General features: G+C 65.5%; 5 protein-coding genes and 1 pseudogene. 1 reads left to right on the top strand and 5 read right to left on the bottom strand.

What is annotated here, in order from left to right:
* From HU729_RS25920 to parA, 5 genes and pseudogenes are all read right to left on the bottom strand, one after another.
* A pseudogene (locus tag HU729_RS25920) lies at positions 1-202 on the bottom strand (hypothetical protein); the annotation flags it as partial.
* A complete protein-coding gene (locus tag HU729_RS25400; RefSeq protein WP_186711910.1) occupies positions 199-786 on the bottom strand; it encodes a S26 family signal peptidase in 588 nt (195 codons plus the stop codon). The gene HU729_RS25400 and the pseudogene HU729_RS25920, both read right to left, overlap by 4 nt.
* Complete coding sequence (locus tag HU729_RS25405) at positions 783-1,328, bottom strand: DUF2840 domain-containing protein (protein WP_186711911.1); 546 nt, start codon at positions 1,326-1,328, stop codon at positions 783-785. The genes HU729_RS25400 and HU729_RS25405 overlap by 4 nt, the downstream gene beginning before the upstream one ends.
* On the bottom strand, positions 1,325-1,576 hold the full coding sequence (locus tag HU729_RS25410) for a chromosome partitioning protein ParB (protein ID WP_186711912.1): 252 nt from the start codon (positions 1,574-1,576) through the stop codon (positions 1,325-1,327). Before HU729_RS25410 ends, HU729_RS25405 begins: the two co-directional genes overlap by 4 nt.
* Positions 1,573-2,211, bottom strand: coding sequence for a ParA family partition ATPase (gene parA, locus HU729_RS25415; protein WP_186711913.1), 639 nt, complete (start codon positions 2,209-2,211; stop codon positions 1,573-1,575). Before parA ends, HU729_RS25410 begins: the two co-directional genes overlap by 4 nt.
* Between parA and HU729_RS25995 the strand changes: the two genes are divergently transcribed.
* Complete coding sequence (locus HU729_RS25995) at positions 2,210-2,338, top strand: hypothetical protein (RefSeq protein WP_272997079.1); 129 nt, start codon at positions 2,210-2,212, stop codon at positions 2,336-2,338. The genes parA and HU729_RS25995 overlap by 2 nt on opposite strands.
* Positions 2,339-2,536 lie beyond the last annotated feature (198 nt).

Here is a 2,536-nt window from a genome sequence, read left to right on the forward strand (position 1 = left end):
GGGCGAACGCAGCCACGGCCACAGGCCGGGCCGGTTCGGGGCAAGACGCCTGCACATGGGAAGGCGGCGCCGGTTGTTGCGCGAAGTGCGGCGCGAATGCGCACGCACTGCACGCGCGACGACACTGTGACGACCAGCGGAACGACAGACCGGATGGCACGATGAGATGCACGGGAACGTGCAGCGAATCGACGGCCATCATGGGCGTGTCTCCAGCCAGACTGGATGCGCAAGACCGATCACCGTAGAAGCCGCAATCGGCCCAAAGTAGCGGCTGTCGAACGACGCCGGATTGGTCACGCTCAACAGGAACAGTTCGCCGGGTGCAAGACGGCGGCACTGCTGCCAGGATGGCAGTGGTCGGCCCAGCCGGTCGGCCGGCAGCACGGCGGCTGCAGGCACGCCGTCGATGCGAACGATACCGCCAGCGATGCATACCTCCTGCGGTGACACAGCACCCACTCGCTTGAGCAGCGGAACGCGCGTCGGCAGGTAGCCGCGCTGCGCAGCGAGTGCGGCAGCTTCGGCTGGCAGTGGGACGAGCACGATGCTGTCCACGGATAGCGGGCGTGGCAGCAAGGCGGCCCGATGGCCGAACGGTTCAATGCGATACCAGCCGACCGCCACACTGTCGGACGGGTTGTAGGTCAGGCGCGGCAGCGGCGACACGAATGCGGCCCAGGCTAGCGCGGCGAGGCCGGCAGCGGCGAAGCCCGTCAGCGCGATGCGAGGTCGCAGGCGCGAACGAGGATGCGGTGCGATGCTGGATGTGGAAATCGTCGTCATGGCAACGCCCTCCTGGCCAGCCAAGCCGCGTGTCGCTCGGCGGTGTATTCGGGTAGTGGCAAGCGCGCAGCGAGCCGGTTCCCGAGCGTGCGCCAGTACGCGGGCGACACGTCGGCTGGCGCAATGCCCAGCGCCTCGATAGCGTCGAGCTGAGCAAACACAGCGCGGACGGCGGGTTCACCTTCGGCATGCAGCAGCAGCCGCGCACCGGGGAGCACGCCGGGGATGCGCTGCGCCGCATCCAGCGACGTGCAAGCCTGCATCACCATGAGTTCCCAACGAATCGTGCCGTAGTCATTGGCCTGCCACCGGATGCGGCAAAACACGGCTCCCGACAAGAACACCGCGACACGGCGCCACTGGTCAAGCCGGACGATGCGTGACGGTTCGCCGAAGCGCAAATAGAGGTCGATGCGCCGCTCGACGTAGGCGAGCGATACGCGGGTCAACGGTACGGTGCCGGCCCGTCTGGCGAGCATTGCGAGCGAAGACGGATTTGTGTTGGTCGTGGCGGCCGTGGCCGCCAAAGGTTGTACGTTCATTGGGAGTTCTCCGGAAACTCACGTTCCAGCAGTGCGCGCAGCAGTTCGGCCACGGTCACGCCACGCGTGAAGGCAGACACCTTGATGCGCGCCCGCATGGCGGGCGTGATGTCGAGGGTCAGGCGCGCGGTGTAGAGGTCGCCCTTTTGCAAAGCGTCGGCGTCGCCTTGGCGAATCCACGCCTCGGCGTGGGGATTCGCTGGCGGACGTGCGCCGATGCCGATGCGTTTGCCGCGCGTATTCGTCATGTCGGCCACCGCAGCAGTTCGTCAGTGAGTGCGGTGATCTCGCGCGCGGCGGCGCTGTCAGGAACCGTCTCGCGTGCAAGTCGGCCGGCGGCCACGCTATCGGCAAAGACGATGCGCTGATGCACTTCCGAACGCAGCGCAGGCAGTGGCTGTTCGGCAAGCGACTGCCGCGCCTCCCGGCCGATGATGGTGGTGCTGACGCGCCGATTGATGACGAAGGCCGCGCGCAGCGCAGGTCGGAACACTTGCGCTTCGCGGATCAGCGCCACCATCTCGGCGCTGGCCCAGAGATCGTAGGGACTGGGCTGCACCGGGATCAGTACACGCTCGGCCGCCAGCAGCGCGGAGCGCGCCAAGGCGGCGATACGAGGTGGTCCGTCAATGATGACGTGATCGGCCCGCCTGGCGAGTTCTGGGGCCTCCTGGTGCAGCGTTTCGCGTGCCAGGCCCACGGCGCTGAACAGCCTGGGCAGACCTTGCTGACTTCTGCGCTGTGTCCAGTCCAGCGATGAGCCCTGCGGATCGGCATCCAGCAGGATGACCGATTGCCCGCGCATCGCCAGCTCGCCCGCGATGTGCGTGGCGAGCGTGGTCTTGCCTACGCCGCCTTTCTGATTGAGCAAGGCAACGATCATGGCGCGGCCCTCCGATCTGGAAAGCCAGCCTGTTTTTGCCCTGAAAACCGGGGTTGTTTTTGCTTTCGGAGTTGCTTTGGTTTTTGCCCTTCAGCAGTTGTCCACCGAAACGGCGCGCTTCTACTAAAAGTTAGAGAATTTAAGTTAGGTAAGTTAAGGGGCGTCGAAACCCGCGCCGTTATTGGCTTCGCGGGCGATTCGTACTCCTGATAGCACGATAGCCGTACTCCCGATAGCACGATACCCGTTACTCCTGATAGCACGAGCCCGTCCACAGGTTGTCCCGCAGTTATCCCCGTGCCGTGAACGGCACGGGTCGGAAGGG

Source organism: Pseudomonas sp. RW10S2, assembly GCF_014268985.1.
GTDB lineage: Bacteria > Pseudomonadota > Gammaproteobacteria > Pseudomonadales > Pseudomonadaceae > Aquipseudomonas > Aquipseudomonas wayambapalatensis.